The sequence below is a fragment of the Olivibacter sp. EAT-5 genome (genome assembly GCF_044784325.1).
Lineage (GTDB): Bacteria > Bacteroidota > Bacteroidia > Sphingobacteriales > Sphingobacteriaceae > Olivibacter > Olivibacter oleidegradans.
In genome coordinates this window covers 487,787-504,045 of sequence record NZ_CP173028.1, presented here as the reverse complement: position 1 = coordinate 504,045, position 16,259 = coordinate 487,787, and the positions used below count along the sequence as shown (strand labels likewise).

13 protein-coding genes are annotated in these 16,259 nt (G+C 43.6%); 5 read left to right on the top strand and 8 right to left on the bottom strand.

The genetic code is table 11. The features are described 5' to 3' along the window. Positions 1 to 11 precede the first annotated feature (11 nt). From ACH11B_RS02270 to ACH11B_RS02240, 7 genes are all read right to left on the bottom strand, one after another. Positions 12 to 611: a histidine phosphatase family protein gene (locus ACH11B_RS02270; RefSeq protein WP_013663748.1), complete on the bottom strand. Its 600-nt coding sequence runs from the start codon at positions 609 to 611 to the stop codon at positions 12 to 14. Next, entirely contained in the window at positions 605 to 2,044 is a 1,440-nt protein-coding gene (locus ACH11B_RS02265) for an FGGY-family carbohydrate kinase (protein ID WP_377612957.1), read from the bottom strand. The genes ACH11B_RS02270 and ACH11B_RS02265 overlap by 7 nt, the downstream gene beginning before the upstream one ends. Continuing rightward, complete coding sequence (locus ACH11B_RS02260) at positions 2,041 to 3,492, bottom strand: FGGY-family carbohydrate kinase (RefSeq protein WP_377612954.1); 1,452 nt, start codon at positions 3,490 to 3,492, stop codon at positions 2,041 to 2,043. The genes ACH11B_RS02265 and ACH11B_RS02260 overlap by 4 nt, the downstream gene beginning before the upstream one ends. Positions 3,493 to 3,510: 18 nt before the next feature. Beyond that, positions 3,511 to 4,497, bottom strand: a complete 987-nt coding sequence (locus ACH11B_RS02255; RefSeq protein WP_013663745.1) for a 2-hydroxyacid dehydrogenase — start codon at positions 4,495 to 4,497, stop codon at positions 3,511 to 3,513. Further along, the gene (locus tag ACH11B_RS02250; RefSeq protein WP_377612952.1) at positions 4,466 to 5,761 is read right to left on the bottom strand and encodes an MFS transporter; all 1,296 of its coding nucleotides are present in this window, start codon (positions 5,759 to 5,761) and stop codon (positions 4,466 to 4,468) included. The genes ACH11B_RS02255 and ACH11B_RS02250 overlap by 32 nt, the downstream gene beginning before the upstream one ends. Positions 5,762 to 5,893: 132 nt before the next feature. Then, positions 5,894 to 7,657, bottom strand: coding sequence for a RagB/SusD family nutrient uptake outer membrane protein (locus ACH11B_RS02245; protein ID WP_377612950.1), 1,764 nt, complete (start codon positions 7,655 to 7,657; stop codon positions 5,894 to 5,896). 39 nt (positions 7,658 to 7,696) lie between these two features. Further along, the gene (locus ACH11B_RS02240; RefSeq protein ID WP_377612948.1) at positions 7,697 to 10,909 is read right to left on the bottom strand and encodes a SusC/RagA family TonB-linked outer membrane protein; all 3,213 of its coding nucleotides are present in this window, start codon (positions 10,907 to 10,909) and stop codon (positions 7,697 to 7,699) included. 367 nt (positions 10,910 to 11,276) lie between these two features. Between ACH11B_RS02240 and ACH11B_RS02235 the strand changes: the two genes are divergently transcribed. Further along, positions 11,277 to 12,044: a DeoR/GlpR family DNA-binding transcription regulator gene (locus ACH11B_RS02235; protein ID WP_377612946.1), complete on the top strand. Its 768-nt coding sequence runs from the start codon at positions 11,277 to 11,279 to the stop codon at positions 12,042 to 12,044. Positions 12,045 to 12,047: 3 nt separating this feature from the next. Here the strand turns inward: ACH11B_RS02235 and ACH11B_RS02230 are convergent, their stop codons facing one another. Next, positions 12,048 to 12,569, bottom strand: a complete 522-nt coding sequence (locus ACH11B_RS02230) for an NADPH-dependent FMN reductase (protein WP_013663740.1) — start codon at positions 12,567 to 12,569, stop codon at positions 12,048 to 12,050. Between the two features lie 295 nt (positions 12,570 to 12,864). Here ACH11B_RS02230 and ACH11B_RS02225 point away from each other — a divergent pair, with 295 nt between their 5' ends. The 4 genes from ACH11B_RS02225 to dapB all read left to right on the top strand — a co-directional run bounded on the left by ACH11B_RS02225 (position 12,865) and on the right by dapB (position 16,106). Further along, positions 12,865 to 13,659 carry a ParA family protein gene (locus tag ACH11B_RS02225; protein WP_013663739.1) on the top strand — a complete coding sequence of 265 codons (795 nt, stop codon included), beginning with the start codon at positions 12,865 to 12,867 and terminating at the stop codon, positions 13,657 to 13,659. After that, positions 13,659 to 14,588, top strand: coding sequence for a ParB/RepB/Spo0J family partition protein (locus ACH11B_RS02220; protein WP_377612944.1), 930 nt, complete (start codon positions 13,659 to 13,661; stop codon positions 14,586 to 14,588). Before ACH11B_RS02225 ends, ACH11B_RS02220 begins: the two co-directional genes overlap by 1 nt. Next, positions 14,588 to 15,289: a DUF5683 domain-containing protein gene (locus ACH11B_RS02215; protein ID WP_013663737.1), complete on the top strand. Its 702-nt coding sequence runs from the start codon at positions 14,588 to 14,590 to the stop codon at positions 15,287 to 15,289. Before ACH11B_RS02220 ends, ACH11B_RS02215 begins: the two co-directional genes overlap by 1 nt. A 70-nt stretch (positions 15,290 to 15,359) precedes the next feature. Next, entirely contained in the window at positions 15,360 to 16,106 is a 747-nt protein-coding gene (gene dapB / locus ACH11B_RS02210) for a 4-hydroxy-tetrahydrodipicolinate reductase (RefSeq protein WP_377612942.1), read from the top strand. Positions 16,107 to 16,259 lie beyond the last annotated feature (153 nt).

Here is a 16,259-nt window from a genome sequence, read left to right as displayed (position 1 = left end):
GTAATTAAATTTTAACGTGTATTCAATTGATGAAGGCTTAATATCCCCTGATTGTCCAGTTCAAAAAGAGTGATGGCAGAATTTTCCTGAACAATCCGACGATAATTTCGCAAAGGCATTCCCAATTTGTAGGCAAGATATAACCTGTTGACGGTGTTATGAGCCACCACCATAATGCTGCGATCGCGATGCGTCTGCAACATTTCCAAGAAAAAAGCATCTACGCGTTCCACAATTTCGCTACCGGTATTACCGGTACCACCGGCTCGGGCAGTTTCGGGTGCTTTTTCCCACGCATTCCAAAGTTCAGGATCTTCCCGCACAAATTCCTCCCTGGTTTTTCCTTCCCAATTACCAAAGTCAAGTTCTTTTAAACGCTCCTCCTTCTGTATTTGTATCTTGCCCTCAATGGCTAGAGCGGCTGTTGTAAAAGCCCGTTGCAAGGGCGAAGCATAGACGGCTTCGATGGGTGTATCCTTCAGAAAGAATGCCACTCGTTTTGCCTGTTCTACCCCCCTTTCCGTCAGGCCTATATCTGTTAGGCCACAGTAGCGGTTCCCGTCTGCATTATAGGCTGTTTCGCCATGTCGTAAAAGATATACCGTTAACATGTCGCAATATATTGTTTGTCGATTAACAGATGAATAAATTGATGATAATTTTCTTCGTATATGGAAATAAGCTCTTTTTCCGGCAATACCTCTTCAGTTATCTGTGTCATGTGGTTGACGGCTTCTGTCATAGAGCCATATATGGTTTTGGACGCAGCAGCTATTGCCGCCCCCAATACACCGGTTGCTTCCCGGGATTTATAAATGGGCTTCTTGAGTACACTGCTTCGGATACGCAACCAGGGAGCGCTATTGCTGGCCCCCCCGGCGGTGAAGATAGCGCTTACCGGCTCGGATGACAGACCTTCGATTTGTTCATAAGCATAGCGTTCGATATAAGCCACGCCTTCCATATTGGCCGTATAACGTTCTTCATTCGATATGCTTGGAGGAGCAAAACCCATTGCATGCGGTGAAGTAAAAGGGAATCGTTCGCCTTTTTGTTTTAATGGCCAGGCAAGATGTGAGGTGGGCAAGAGTCGAGCGGCATGCGCGTTTAATATCGGCAGCTCTTTTTTATCAAAATCCAAACTAACCCAATCGGCACCGGTGTTGCTCGCGCCGCCCGGCATCCAATATCCTTCGGGATGCCGATGGCAATAAATGCTACCGCTGGGATCAATGATTTTGTTACGGGTTACGCCCTTAATCACCATGGTAGTCCCAATAGTCGTATTCCAATCGCCTGGTTTGACGGCGCCGGAGGCTAACTGTGAAGCGCAACCATCGGTAAGACCTACTACGACCTTTGTTTTGTCCAATCGTAGTGCCCCTGCTAAGTCCGTGGCCAATTCGCCAATTACCGTTCCTGATGAAACCACCTCCGGTAGCCAGGTGGTTGTAATAAGTCGATCGAGGTAATCCGGCCAGCAATAACGGTCTACATCAAAACCTGTTTTCAATGCATTGGTGTAATCCGTTATATCGAACCGGCCACAGAGTTTGCCGGTAATGAAGTCGGCAGCATGGATCCATTTGTGTATCCGTTCCGTCTTTTCCGGATAATTTTTGTCGAACCACCTGATTTTGGAAAGTCCACACGATGCATTAAAACCGGTAAATCCATCCGGATTGTACTGTTTTGCCAGCGCTTTGCAGTATTGACCCTCTTCGGCCGAACGGGTATCACTATACATAAGTGCGTCATGTAGAGGAATGCCGTTTTTGTCTATCGGAATAACGGTTCCGGATGTAGAGGTTGTCGCAATGGCTTTGATCGCCCGGGGCGCAATATCATTCGCTGTTTGCTTTCTGATTTCCAACAACGCTTCAAGCGTATGTTTCCACCACATATCCGGCGACTGCTCTTCTCTTGACCGGGCGGTAAGTTTAAAAGGAGTGGATACTGTCTGTATAACCGTTCCGTTTGCCTGAACAAGTGCTACCCGAACCCCCTGCGTGCCAACATCGATTCCAATGATATATTCCTTCATTTTACCTGCTTAAATGTTTTACGGACTTTAGACCATTCTTTATAAAGGGCTAAGTAGCGATCGCGCTCGCGGGGAACGCTTGTGTCCAGCACATGGGTTTCATAGGACACGGTTTGTAAAGCTTCGGTACAGATCAGCGCTGCTCCGATGATGGATGATTGTCTATAAGTATCGCGGATGATGATCTTTTTATTAAATAAGTTGGCCAGAAACTGCCGCAACGTTTTACTCTGTACCCCACCGCCGCATGCTAATACATAATCCTTCGAGTGCCCGCTAACCTGATCAAGCGTTTTGTAATTTTCGTAAATGCTGCAGGCGATATCCCACAATATGGCCCAGACAAAGTCGCCCCTCGTGAGCTGGTGGGAAACGGGTGCATTGAAAATAAAACCTCCTTTGGTTAGGGGCGATTTTTCGTCTGCGATCAGCGACCCTAAAGACGCGATACACTGGGGCTGTGATACCTTGTTCAGTTCTTCCTCAATAACCTCGTAATCTTCATTTGGATAAAAAATTTCTTTAAGGCGCTGGTAATTTAGGCCGGTGACACCCGCATTCGCTTCCAGTACAAAATAGTTGTCATCGATGTGCCGACTTGTCCAAGTACGTTCCGAGGCATCGACCAGGTAGTTGTCAACGATCTTAACAACCGGCGTGGTGGTGCCTGATACGATAACCACATCATCCGTATTGGGTGACACGCTTTTTATGGCCATTTGGGTGTCCGATCCACCGACAATGACCCGAGCCTTAGGATTAATGTTGAGTTCCAACGCTAGTTGGGAGCGGACAGGGCCTAGCACTGTTCCGGCTACATTTAGCGGTGGCAATAGTGCTGGAGATATTCCGAAAAGGTCGCCGTAGGCTGCTTCCCATTTCCCGCGCTCTACATCGTATAACAATGTCTCTGAAGCTTGCGAATGCTCATAAGCAAGGATGCCCGAAAATTTAAAGTTAACCCAATCGCTGATACTGGTAAAAGCTGTTATTTTTTTGCCTGCTCCCGTTTTTCTTTCCCTGAAGCCTACCAGCTTCAGAGCGGAAAACAGAGCGGTTGGGTATCGCCCTACGACCTTATACATGGCCGATTTGTCCTTTATCATGTCTTCCCATTCGCGTCCGCGATTATCGTGGTTAGACATGCCTATCAATTCACTTTCGTCCGGGCCAAAGACTACGATCCCTTCTCGTTGACTCGTTGCGGTAATAGCGATAATGTCGAGATTTTCTGTTTCCTGAAGCACTTGCTGGCTCATTCGAATGATCTGTCCCCATAAGCATGCCGGGTCGAACGAAATGGCGTCCGGATAGTCAGCATCTTTTTCATAATGAACGTTCTCCCGCCTAAGGGCTACGATTTTTCCGTCGGTCAGAACAGTTGCAACGCGTGCATTGCCCGTACCTATGTCTACCACTAAATAAGCTAATTGCTTTTCCTGATTCATAATTTACAGCTTAAGGCGCTAAATTTCTTTGTTGACAAGTTGTTTAATACGTTTGTTGCCATTTTTGAAGAATTCCTTTAAGCAATTATTCATAATGTCAGCATGGTGATCTTCAACTTCAAATGTTGCGCCTGCAATGTGTGGAGTTGCCAGCACGCGTTCGTGATGAATCAGCTTATAATCCATTTCGTCGGGCGGTTCATGGTCAAAGACATCCAATATAGCTCCGCCGATTTTTCCTTCCGTTAGCGCTTGCAACAAGTCCACGCGATTTACGACCACGGCACGGGCGGTATTTACAAAAATAGCATCAGCCTTCATCTTGCTAATTAAATCTTTATTAATCATACCTTTCGTTTGCTCCGTAACAGGTAGATGTATTCCTACAATATCAGCGGTGCTGAAGACCTCCTCTAAAGATACTTTTTTGAAATTTACATTTTCGGAAGTATAGTAGGGATCATAATATACGATGTCGGTCGGAAAATGTTGCAGTAAATTGGCAATGGTTTGTCCAACGGCACCAAAGCCAACCATTCCAACTTTTTTTCCGGCAAGCTCATGTCCCTTGAATTGAAGATAAGAAGCATGAGCACCGGCCTCCCATTTTTTCGCCTCGAGCCATTTAATACCGGCCAGTGTGTTACGCATAAAGGTAATCAAGTTGGCTATAAACATTTCGGCGACGGCCTGTGCATTTCTTGCCGGTGTATTAAACACCGGTATGCCTAATTCAGTTGCTTTATTTATTGCGACATTGGAGGGGGTTCCCCGGCAAACACCGATAAATTTTAAATGAGGAAAGGTGGCGATGACCTTCTCGGTAACCTGGTCATGTTCCGTGATGAGCGCATCCGGTTGTTCCTCAGTAAGTAACGCTATCAGTTCTTCTTCTGTGTAAGCACTTCCTTTGATTTTCCACTCGCGGTATATAATTTCTCCGAACAATTCCTTTAGTTCGCCTTGAGCTTTCTCATGGTAAGGGGCCGTTATTAATATTTTCATTTACGTAAAGTTTTCTTGTTTCTATTTGTGTTTTGTTTTTGGGTAGCGTTATAAATAGCGTTAGCAAGGCGCTTATAAAATATAATATGGCCAGAATCCAGATGATGCCAGCATTGCCGATTGTGCTGATGAATAAACCCACTAAGGCAGGACCGACAAATACAGGAAGTCCCGCACCGAGGTTTAGAATTGCCATAGCAGCGCCCTTGTCCTTTTCTACGAGTGAAGGAACGAGCGCAGAAAGTGGAACATAACCAGCTAATAAAGCTCCCCATAGCACACCGGCCAACATAACTGCCCAATAACTTCCTTGGGTCCATGCAGGGATATAAAAGATAAGGAGTGTGGTAAGGCCACAGCCAATGCCTCCGAACCAGATGATTGTGTTGCGCCATCCGAGACGGTCGCCCACAAAACCAAAAATTAAATTAAAGGCAATGTTTGCGGTAAAAATAGTTCCCCAGATCTGTAACCATTCTTTGGTGCTGATATTAAATTGCGCCATATAGATAGGTAAGAAGACAGGAAATGCAAATTGCGCCGTTGTATTGATAATCCGTACAATCCCTCCTAAAAGCACCTTCGGTTCCGCTTTAATAATGGTAAACCCTTTCAACAGCTCTTCCTTCTTACTGGTCGTTTGCCCCTGCGGTTGATGGGTATTAAAAGATTCTTTGTTAAACACGAGCGCAAAAAGAGCACCCAAAGCTACCCAGAAAATTGAACTCCAAAGGGTGTTCTGATATCCTAATTTTTCGATCGCCCAGCTGGAGTAATATGCTCCAAGCACGTTTAGGCCGCCGGTGAATACAAACCAAAACCATCCAACGGCTCTTCCAAGCATTGCTTTTGGTGTTTTGTAAGTAATCCAAACTAAAAATGAATAGGCAAACAAGGGATAGCCAAATCCACGGATGGCGTAGGTTATTAGCATGATGGGGTAATTCAAATTCGCCATGCCAAAGCCCACAAAACCAACGGTGCCGATAATGTATAATAATAGCCCGGCTAACATCGACTTTCGTGGGCCGAATGTTTCTGCTAATACCCCCGATAACCAAGACGATATGGCTATCGTAACGCCATACACGGTAAATAAAGCAGCGGATTGTTCAATATGCATATTGTGTGAAAGCAGGTAAGGGCTCAGCCAGCCCTGTTCAACCCCGTCACCCATCATAAAGATCAATATGCCCAAGTATCCCCAAGTCAGTGTTTTTGGAAGTCCGACTTTTGTTAGTAGGGAGGAATTTTCGTACATCATAGTTCCTGTTTATATTGGTATTAGTTGGCATCAAATAAACAAAAAGAAATAAAAAATAACAAATTTAAATATAAATAAATAAAATTAAAGTTTAGCCATTGGTATGCACGAGCAACACCAATGGCCATACGGTTATCTCGACTCCCACCCGGCATTCTGTTTTAGATCGGGATTGAGGGTTATTTCCTCGATAGGAATAGGTCTTAAATACATGAAATCGTCAAATATCCGTCGTAAATTGTTTTGTGCGACAATATTTCCGCTTGTTTGATTTGTCAAATAATGTTGCGTGCCGTTAATGACAAAATATACAATACCCTTTTGCGGATTGGAGGGTACAGCGGTTACAAAGGAGACATCGTCTTTACCATCTTCATTGAGATCATATGGTGTATTCATTGCAGGAACATAAAGTCCGGTATAAGGCTTAAGTAACAAATTAGCCAACTTCCAGCGCATGAGATCATCATATCGAAAGCCTTCCATGGCTAGTTCAATAGCACGTTCTCTGCGTATTTCAAGCAGCGCAGCGCTGAGGTTTTGATCGGCAAAGTATTCCTGTTCCAGATAAGTGTCGGCTGTTAAAGGCATTGCCGTGTTGCTTAAACCGGCACGTTCGCGAAGCAGTTTGATGGTTAAGTTCCATTCCGCCTCTGTGAAACGGTTCAGCTCGGCCATTGCTTCGGCATAGTTCAGTAACACTTCCGCATAGCGCATCAAGGGAAGTGAGTTGTTGTTTTCGGCACGTCCATCGGTTGCTTTCGAATCGAGCGTAAATTTGTAGGGCATGTAGCCGGTGTAGGTATAAGTGAAGTCGGGCGGTGCCGGCTGGCCCTCCCGTTGATAGCTGCCCATGCGAATGCACTGTTGTAGGCGGAGATCTCTGTTTTTTACTTCCTCCCAGAAAGGGATCTGATTGTAGTTCGCCTGATCGGTAAATCGACTGCCATCGCGATTTAAGAATGTATTAACGAATGTTTTCGTGAAACTGAGCCGCCGACCGTAGGTTGCACTTGTCCAGTACCAATTGGCATCGTTCAGTACGCGCAAGGAGGCGTTGTTGATTGCTGCCAACATGATTTCGTTGGTTTTTGGTTGCTCATTGATAAATAGGTTTCGGAAGCTCGTCGTCGGGTCCGATTCTATGTTCAAACGGTATTGGCCGCCGTCAATTACTTGCTTGGCTGCATCAGCGGCTTCTTGCAGCCAAGTGTTTGCCGTGGCTTGAAGACTGAGTTCTTCATGATACTTGCGATAAGTGCCTTCGAAAAGACAGATTCTGGATTTGAAGGCCAAGGCTACCGGTCTGCTGATTTGGGAAGACGTGGGATCAATGGCCGGTGAAATGTTCTCGCAGGCAAAATTAAGATCTGCTAGAACTTTTTCCATTACATACGCACGTGAGTCCTGCGTTTTGTATAAATCGGGATCATCAATCGTGAGTGTTTTTTCTTGCCAGGGAACGTTGCCGAATTGTTTTACTTTATTAAAGTAGAAATAGGCACGGAAGAAACGGGCTAACCCCTCAAAATGCTTACGTGATTCGTCGCTTATTTGCGCTCTTACCATTTGCTCGAGGAAGTAGTTGATGTTTCGAAGTGGCTCCCAGGTCCATCCACCGGCTTGTGCGGCCGAATAACTACCCGATAAATAATTGTCGATCGTGGAGCCTACGAGGAAATCACTTGTTTGGTCACCTCTGACGATATCATTGGCGCTAGGCAAATTGTTGTAGAAAGAATTCGCATATAATTGCAGATCCTTTTCGGTATTGAATGCATTTTCGGGTGAAAGCTTGTCCGGTGGATACTGCTCGAAGGATTTTTCGCAAGCAGTTAACAAAGCGAGTGTAGCAATAAAAAATATCTTTTTCATCCTATATTTTCTTTTATTCATTTTTTGCTTGTTTTAAAAGGCATTTTGAATAGATTCTTATTAGAGTGTTACGTTGATTCCCAGTGTATAGGTTTTGAGCATCGGATAAGCCATGCCCTGTCCTGCATTTGGATTCAGCTCCGGATCGGCACGTTCTATGTTTTCCGGATCCATGTTGGGATTGTGTTTGAACATGGGCGACCAGGTCCAGAGGTTTTGGCCGGTGAAGTAGACGCTCAGGTTTTCGATGTTGAGCTTACCTAACCACGACTTCGGCAAATTGTAGCCGATCGAAATACTTTTCAGGCGGATATAGGCGGCATTTTGAAGGTAACGGGTCTGATTAAACGTTAGTTCGCCGCGCGAATTAAGTGCCGTATAGCCGCGTAGGCGAGGGAAATATGCATCGGGATTTTCTTCTGACCACATGTTATTCACAACATAAGTTGGATGCCAGCTGTACGGACGATTGTAAGGTCCCCAGAAGAGCGCGTTGTCTGCACCAGGCATAAATTCACGCTTCCCAACCCCTTGAAAGAAGCTGGTTAAGAAGAAATTGTTCCAGCTAAAATTAGCATTAAAACCAAATTGAAAGCGAGGCTCCGTATTGCCGATAATCACTTGGTCGCCGGGATCGCCTAAGGTATTGGTTCCTTGGTCAATTTTTCCATCGCCGTTTATATCTTTAAATTTAATATCGCCCGGTAGGATTTTGTTAGCGGCTGACACTCGTATAAACGACTGGTCGATTGCGTAATTATCGATTTCTTGCTGACTTTGGAAGAAACCGTCATTAACAAAGCCCCAAATGTCTCCCACGCGTTGTCCTTCGTAATAGGTCGTAATCAATCCGAGTGGATTGTTGAAGCGTGTGATGAAAGCCCTGCTGTCCGCCAGCGTAAACCGTAGGTCGTAATTGATTGGCTTCGACGTTTTGATCTGGTCGCGCCAGTTAAGACTTAATTCCCAACCGATTGTTTTCAAATCAGCGTAGTTTCCTTCGGGGACATCTGTTCCAAAAATGCCTGGTAAGGGAAGTCCAACCGTAAACATATCGATTGTTTTCCGGGTATACCAGTCGAACGTAGCATTCAGCCTGTTTTTAATGAAGGACAAGTCGGTCCCCAAATTAATAGTGGTTGCTTTTTCCCAGGTTAGCCCGTTTGGTATTACGCCGGGGTTAGACGTGTAATTCGGCCGAATACCTCCCAAGATAAGACCAGATCGGCTGACGTCCATTATCTCCAGGAATTGGTAAGGGTCAATATTGCCATTACCTAAGCTGCCGTAGGAGGCTCTCAGTTTAAATTCACCAATCGCCTCTTTTAGACCGTTTTTCCAGAAGTTTTCTTCAGAAACGCGCCAACCGCCTGAAATGGACGGGAAGAAACCCCATTGCTGTCCGCGCGGAAATTTAGACGATCCATCATAGCGACCGTTCGTTTCGAGTAAATATTTACCGTCGTAATCATAACTAATCCGATAGAAACCTCCGGCAGTCAGCCATTCGTTTCCTCCACCTGTTAAGAGAAAATTTTGTCCATCAATTAAAGAGAAATCAGGAAGCGAAGGATTGATCAAATTATCACGTTCCATATAACGGCTCGACAATTTTGATCGCTCGTAATTATAGCCAAGTACGGCGTTGATATGGTTTTTTCCGAAGTCTTGTGTGTATTGACCATAGGCATTGAGCGCTAGATAGGTTGTGTTGTCAATAAGCTCGTTCATTTTGCTGATCCCTCGCTCGAGCGTAACACTGGGTGCATTGCTATACGGGACAGGCGTGTACAGGCGTGTGCGATTGAAAGCGGTTTTTTCAAAGGTGAAGTCGCCGTTGATTTTTAGCTTATTGTCGAAAAAATTGGTAAAAATCCGGGAGGTATTGCGGGTTTGTCTACGGGATTCATCCCAATGATTATTACCGGAAATAAAGCTGCCGAAAACAATGGAAGCATTTTCCGTGAGCGTTCCATCCGGATTACGCAACATGGCTACCGGAAAAGCTTCATCCGAAATACGTCGCCATACCGGGGTATTGCTTGGATGATTCAGTATGGGTGTAAAATAGGCTCTTTCGTTATAGGTAATGTCGTTTTCCACACGCAGCCATTCTTTCACCTGTATGCTTCCTTTAGCGCGTAAATTATATTGGTTGTATTTATCGGGATTATAACGAAAAATCCCGCCTTGGTTATTGTAGCGACCTGAGAGATAGAATGATGTCTTTTCACCACTGCCGGAGAAGCTTAATTGCTGCTCCATTGAGGGCGTGTGGTCAGCATACAATTCTTTCAACCAATCTGTGCTTCCATAATAAACGTATCTTCCGGTAGCCGGATCAATATCGGTAGAAGGGGTGTTGCCGGCCTCATGCCGCTTACGCAATTCTTCCAGGTATTCTTGCGACCAAGGAAACACACTATTAGCTTTTTGCGGGTCTGCATTGTAGTCGTTCCACGAGCTAAAAGCCTCATTGAACGTTTTTGCCCACGGATATCCTTCCGTTACCAGATCCGGGCGTATGGTATGATCATTTCTGGAATAGCCGGATGAATAGTTAATAACCGATCGTTCTTTACTGGGTGTTTTCGTTGTTATTAATACGACCCCGAAGCTACCGCGGGCACCGTAGATGGCTGCGGATGCCGCGTCTTTTAAAACAGTGACGCTTTCAATATCATTGGGATTCAAGAGATCGGCATTGCCCGGTACACCATCTATAAGTACCAGCGCCGATCCTCCGGCACCAATGGAGGTCGTTCCGCGAACATTAAAGGTAGCGCCACGCGTAGGTTTTCCATCGGTCATTTTAATGTTCAGGTTTGGTATAACCCCTTGGAGCCCCCGAGTAGTGCTTGCGAGGGGGCGATTTTCAAAAACCTCTTTTCCGACTTGATCAACAGCGCCGGTTAAATTTGCTTTCTTTTGTGTGCCATAACCAACCACTACCACTTCTTCCAGATCGGCCTGCCCGATTTTCATGACGACATCCAGTTGGCTTGCGCCTTGTGGGTTCAGCTGTTGTGTGATGTAACCGATAGCAGAGAATGAGAGCGTAGCGCCATCTGGAATTGATAAGCGGTAGATCCCATGCTCATTAGTAGTTGTTCCGATGCGTTTATCTGTCCCGATAACGGTAACTGAAACACCGGGTAAGCTTTCTCCACTGTCTGTCACGACTTTTCCATGAAGCGTTTTTAGCTCCTGTCCATTGGCTAGAAAAATGCAACAGAGGCAGTAGAAAAGGCTTAGGTAAATCTTTCTTTTCATTTTTTTTAGTTTTATTGATTGTTTATTTTTGTTTATAAATATTTTATAACGTTGCCAAAATTCCCTTTTGAATGTTAAAGCTTTGTTAAGTACAGGTTATTAAATCCTTTTATAGCTATTGTGCAAGGGTTTGTACTTCAGAATTCAAAATGGATTGACGCTTTTACTTGATATTTAACTACCTGCTGGTAGGCTGTATTTCGGTTGCTAACTGGTTTTAAAGCCTCTAAGATAGAATATTTAATAAAAAATAACAAAATAAATGTTTTAAAAAGTTTTAATAAATAAAAAATAACAAAATAAAACATATTTGATATGATATGATATTTAAGAAATAATAAGTACTATTGCAGTAGAATCCGTGATTATGAGGAATATTACCAAAAGACATGAGGCAATCATCAAGCTGATCAAAGCAAATGGAAGCGCAACCATTCCGGAATTGGTAGAGATGACAAAAGTTTCGGGGGTTACGATAAGAAAAGATTTGAAATTTTTGGAGGATAAGAACTTGTTGTTTTGTACCCGAGGAGGGGCTTCATTAACCAATCCGTATGCGAATGATCGTCCAATTGTGGAGAAGGCGTTGATTAATCCGGATAAAAAGCAAAAGATTGCGAAAGCATCTTTATCGTTGATCGGACAAAATGATTCCATCATGATTGGATCGGGTACAACCGTGTTCGAATTAGCAAAGGCATTGCAGCCAAACCAGCCGATTACGGTTATAACACCTGCGATTAAAGTGGCCTTCGAATTAAGTGGAAGAAATAATATTGAGGTCCTTCAATTGGGTGGCTTGGTGAGGCCAAGTTCTTCTTCTGTTGCCGGGGCGCATGCGGAATATATATTGGAAACGATTTCTTGTGGTATGTTATTCCTGGGGGTTGACGGAATCGATATAGATTTCGGTTTATCCATTAGTAACCTGGCGGAAACGGGCCTGAACCAAAAAATGATACGTGCGGCCCAGCAGGTGGCGGTTTTGGCCGATAGTACAAAATTTGGAAAAAGAGGGATTGGTAAGATTTGCGAACTCAGTGATATCGCTTACATCGTCACCGATGAGGGGATTCCGTCGAGCATGGTTAAACTCTTGGAAAAAAAGGGAATTAAAGTGGTAATTGCGTCGTAAATATTAAAACGCTATAAATTCCGTAATTTGCTGATTCGTGAAGTGAAGTGTATCTTCTTTAAAAAAATCCATTTCTTCATTCAGCTCTTGCTTGATATAGGGGATGTGAATGCGTAAAGGAAGTGTATGAAGATTAAGGTAATGACAAACACCCGTGAAGTGCTCGATCCCACGGATATTGCCATATCTGCCGGAGCTGATTCCTACCAGTGCTGCCTTCTTTCCAACGAAGCTGTCCGGAAATAAACAACTGTCGATAAAAGTTTTCAAGACACCTGGAAAGCTCCCGTTGTATTCCGGAATAACAAAAATAAATTTTGTTGTGGCGCTGATCCTGTCTTGTATGGGTTGAAATGCGTCACTTCTCGCCCCGTAAAGATCACTAACAATAAAATTATCCGGCAGTGATTCGAGTGACATGATCTCGGACCCATAACCTTTTTTGCCAAGTTGTCTGTAGTAATAGTTCGCTACTTTTAGCGAGTAGCTGTCTTTGCGATTGGTGCCGGCTATAATTGTGATCATTGTTAATAATATGTGTAAAATCTAAACCCCTTCTGGTTTTTAAGCTGTGTAAAATTTGTATCTTAGCAACCTTGTTTAAGGTGTTTAAAAACTGCGAAGATACTAAATAAACGCATTTTTAAACAAGGAGAGAAGAAAAGGGTGCGCTTTTTTTGGGGAAACCGAATCAATTTTTTTCGGGGAAAATGCTCCATTAAGGCAATATTAAGAAGACATCCTAGTTTAATGGATTATGACGGATTTAAAGCGGGAAACCATTAGGCGAATATTTTTTACTTAGGACTTATAAATTACAATGGGTAAAATCATAGCGTTAGCCAATCAAAAAGGAGGAGTGGGTAAGACCACATCCTCGATTAATTTAGCAGCGAGTCTTGCCGTATTGGAGTACCGAACACTTTTGGTGGATGCGGATCCTCAGGCAAATTCAACCTCCGGTATCGGTTTCGATCCAAGGGCTATCAAATCGAGTGTATACGAATGTATCATTAATGATTTAGATCCCAGAGAGGCTATCCAAAAAACCGAAACACCTAATTTGGATCTGCTCCCTGCACATATTGATCTTGTAGGGGCTGAGATCGAGATGATCAATCTCAATGATCGTGAGTATAAAATGCGGTCCGTATTGAAGCAGGTAAGTGACGACTATGACTTTATTATCATCGATTGTTCGCCCTCTCTCGGATTAATTACCATTAACGCATTAACAGCGGCAAACTCAGTGATCATCCCTGTTCAATGCGAATACTTTGCGTTGGAAGGATTAGGTAAGTTGCTAAACACCATTAAAATTGTTCAAAACCGCTTGAATACCAATCTCGAGATTGAAGGCATTTTGCTAACCATGTACGATGTTCGCTTGCGTTTATCCAATCAGGTAGTTGAGGAAGTGCGCTCGCATTTTAACGACCTGGTTTTTAATACCATTATCCAACGAAATACGCGTTTAAGTGAAGCTCCGAGCTTTGGTATTTCCGTGATCATGCACGATGCCAACTCAAAAGGAGCCATTAACTATCTAAATTTGGCGAGAGAGATTTTAATTAAAAACGGTTTACAGAAAGAGCAAGAGGAGGCAAAAATATAATGGCGCAACAGCGAAAAACAGGTTTAGGAAAAGGCTTAAGTGCATTGCTGAATGATACAGACGAAGTGGTAAAGCAAACAGCAGCCAGTCAGCAGTCAACCGCAGTGGGAATAGGGAAGGATGTGCCTCCGGGATCAATTAGCCAGATTAAAATTGACGCTATAGAGGTAAATCCTTTTCAGCCAAGAACAGATTTTGACGCAGACGCCTTAAATGAGCTTGCTGATTCAATTAAATTACAAGGTCTGATTCAACCCATTACCGTACGCAAAATGGGAAATGGGAATTATCAGTTGATTTCCGGCGAACGACGCTTAAGAGCATCTAGGATTGCAGGACTGACAGAGATTCCGGCATACATAAGAACAGCTAATGACCAACAGATGTTGGAAATGGCACTCATCGAAAATATACAACGGGAGAATCTAAATGCAATAGAGGTTGCCTTAAGTTTTCAGCGCATGATTGACGAGTGTAACCTGAAGCAGGAAGAGTTAGGTGATCGGGTAAGTAAAAACAGATCAACGGTTACCAACTATCTTCGTTTACTAAAATTACCACCGGCTATTCAGGCATCTATCCGCGATGGAAAATTGAGTATGGGGCATGCCCGTGCCTTAATCAATGTCGCCGATGTCGATAAACAACTGTATATTTTTCAGGAAATTATTGAAAAAGGATTATCTGTACGGAAAGTTGAGGAGCTGGTCAGGCTCGTTAACGACAGTACTTACAAGAATAAAGCGAAGCCTGATACTAAAGAGAAGCCGCTGTCGTTTGAGTTTCAAAAGATCCAGGATGACCTGGCCTCCAAATTTTCTACTAAAGTAAAGCTCAACGTAAAAAGTAAGGGTGGAAAAGGTACGATTGAGATTCCGTTTATGTCGGAAGATGATCTTAGTCGGATTCTGGAGTTATTAGATTGGTAATGACAACATTTCGGTTTCTCTCTTTACTTGTTTTTTTTGTGATGGCCTGCTCTTGTGTGCTAGCACAGGTGCCCGATAGTATTAGAACACCTAATGATATCAGTAAAGATCGTTTCAATATGACTGATACCGCTAATGTGCCGAAAAAGGAACGGAAAAGACGGGAACAAAAAGAGGAAGAGCAGAAGCCGGTCGTTTACAAAGATTCCGCTCGTTTAGCATTAGAAGCTTTGACGAAAAAGGCAGTTCGCCGATCACTTATTTTGCCGGGATGGGGGCAATTGTTTAATCGTGGTTGGGGCTATGTAAAAGCTCCGATCATCTGGGCAGGTTTCGGAGGCTTAGGTTATTCGTTTGTATTTGCACAGAATAACTACAGTGAGACCTTAGAGGAGGTTCGCTTCCGTCTAGCCAACCAGGGGCTCAGCCAGAATCCAAAGTATCCTGACTACGTGACAACTGAATGGCTTATCGGGGCGAAAGATTTTTATCGACGAAACCGAGATTTAACCATTCTGCTTACCGTTGGATGGTATGCGCTGAACGTAATCGACGCTTACATCGATGCGAAATTTAAACGCTATGATATGAGTGACGACCTCACTTTTAATATTCGTCCTACCCTGATGCAAGCTCCCGGTATGTTGGCTTACCGTTCGACTCCGGTAGTGGGGCTAAAAGCAACCTTTTCGATTAAGTGACAAAATTTACTACATTTAGGAGTTTTAAGTAAAATCGTATATTGCAAACCTAAACACATAGCAAAATATAATGAACATAGCCTTGATTGGTTACGGTAAAATGGGCCGTATCATAGAAAAAATTGCTTCTGAACGAGGTCATACGGTGGCATTGATTATTGATGAGAATAATCGACATGAGATCATAGCGGACGATTTTTCTGACATTGATGTTGCCATCGATTTTAGTACGCCACAAGGGGCCCTTCAAAACATAAATCTTTGTTTTGAAGCAGATACGCCCATGGTTGTGGGAACAACGGGCTGGTATAGTCACCTGGCGGAAATTGAAGAAAAATGTAAAGCAGGTAACAAATCCTTACTTTACGGGTCTAACTTCAGTATTGGTGTTAATGTGTTCTTTCATATCAATAAGTTATTGGCTAAAGCTATGAGTCCTTATAAACAATATGACGTCCAAGTAGAGGAAATCCATCATACTCATAAACTGGACTCCCCAAGCGGTACGGCCATTACGATAGCAGAAGGTATTTTGGAACATAACGATGATAAGGATGAATGGGTAAACAACCTGGTCGGAGAAGGCGACGAAATCATACCGAAGAAAAATCAGTTATTGATCGAATCGCATCGGATTGAGGAAGTACCCGGCACTCATACGGTATTGTACAGTTCGGAGGTGGATCAGATTGAATTTAAACACACAGCACATAGTCGTGCAGGCTTTGCTTTAGGTGCGGTCATCGCCGCGGAGTGGTTGCAAGGTAAGAAAGGCTTCTATGCTGTTACGGATATGTTTGATTTTAATAGGTTTTAGCTGTTAGGGTTTAGCTATTAGTTATGACCAAACGCTAAATGCTAAACGCTAATTCCTAAGAGCTTTTTTAATTATTGATATCTTATTTGTTTCTTAAGGCATCAATGAGCCCTCCGGGGTTTTGACCATCCCTACGGGAGGCAGGCTTTTTAA

Excerpts from the sequence above, each read along its gene's own strand:
- ACH11B_RS02235 (WP_377612946.1), top strand. The coding sequence starts at position 11,277 with ATGAGGAATATTACCAAAAGACATGAGGCAATCATCAAGCTGATCAAA.
- ACH11B_RS02245 (WP_377612950.1), bottom strand. The coding sequence starts at position 7,657 with ATGAATAAAAGAAAATATAGGATGAAAAAGATATTTTTTATTGCTACA.
- ACH11B_RS02255 (WP_013663745.1), bottom strand. The coding sequence starts at position 4,497 with ATGAAAATATTAATAACGGCCCCTTACCATGAGAAAGCTCAAGGCGAA.
- ACH11B_RS02265 (WP_377612957.1), bottom strand. The coding sequence starts at position 2,044 with ATGAAGGAATATATCATTGGAATCGATGTTGGCACGCAGGGGGTTCGG.
- ACH11B_RS02220 (WP_377612944.1), top strand. The coding sequence starts at position 13,659 with ATGGCGCAACAGCGAAAAACAGGTTTAGGAAAAGGCTTAAGTGCATTG.
- ACH11B_RS02240 (WP_377612948.1), bottom strand. The coding sequence starts at position 10,909 with ATGAAAAGAAAGATTTACCTAAGCCTTTTCTACTGCCTCTGTTGCATT.
- ACH11B_RS02260 (WP_377612954.1), bottom strand. The coding sequence starts at position 3,492 with ATGAATCAGGAAAAGCAATTAGCTTATTTAGTGGTAGACATAGGTACG.
- dapB (WP_377612942.1), top strand. The coding sequence starts at position 15,360 with ATGAACATAGCCTTGATTGGTTACGGTAAAATGGGCCGTATCATAGAA.
- ACH11B_RS02225 (WP_013663739.1), top strand. The coding sequence starts at position 12,865 with ATGGGTAAAATCATAGCGTTAGCCAATCAAAAAGGAGGAGTGGGTAAG.
- ACH11B_RS02250 (WP_377612952.1), bottom strand. The coding sequence starts at position 5,761 with ATGATGTACGAAAATTCCTCCCTACTAACAAAAGTCGGACTTCCAAAA.
- ACH11B_RS02270 (WP_013663748.1), bottom strand. The coding sequence starts at position 611 with ATGTTAACGGTATATCTTTTACGACATGGCGAAACAGCCTATAATGCA.
- ACH11B_RS02215 (WP_013663737.1), top strand. The coding sequence starts at position 14,588 with ATGACAACATTTCGGTTTCTCTCTTTACTTGTTTTTTTTGTGATGGCC.
- ACH11B_RS02230 (WP_013663740.1), bottom strand. The coding sequence starts at position 12,569 with ATGATCACAATTATAGCCGGCACCAATCGCAAAGACAGCTACTCGCTA.